We start from the raw sequence: 379 nt of genomic DNA, 5'->3' as shown, positions 1-379 counted from the left end.
CCGCCAGCACCGTGCGCCGCGCGCCGGCCACCAGCTCGGGGCTCGCCTCGATGCGCCAGTCGGGATGGGCCTTGACGCGGGCGGCATGGAACGTGAGCAGCCGCTCCGCCAGATCGTCCCGCTCGCCCGGCGTGATGCGGGCTTCCGTCTGCCAGTGCCGGACCAGCTGCGGCGCCAGGAAGTCTGGCTCGGCGCGCTCCGGGTTGGCCAGCATCAGATAGGTCTTGAGTGTGTGATGGCCGTCCAGCGCCCACTGGCTGGCCTGCGCGTCGAGCCCATCCACCGGCATCTGGGAGAGATCGACGAGCACATCCTCCAGATCCTGCTGAATCGGACTGACGAGAAGCTCGCGGCTGGCCGCCGCATAGGGCTTCCACAT

General features: G+C 69.7%; 1 protein-coding gene. It reads right to left on the bottom strand.

Annotated features, from left to right (window positions below; all coding sequences use genetic code 11):
• Positions 1 to 379, bottom strand: a 379-nt coding sequence (locus AB4Z27_RS29790; RefSeq protein ID WP_441646084.1) for an ImcF-related family protein, incomplete at both ends; no start/stop codon positions are given.

It is taken from the genome of Cupriavidus sp. KB_39 (genome assembly GCF_052114485.1).
GTDB lineage: Bacteria > Pseudomonadota > Gammaproteobacteria > Burkholderiales > Burkholderiaceae > Cupriavidus.
Note: the sequence above shows the minus strand (reverse complement) of the source record. Positions and strands in the feature narration are given on the sequence as shown.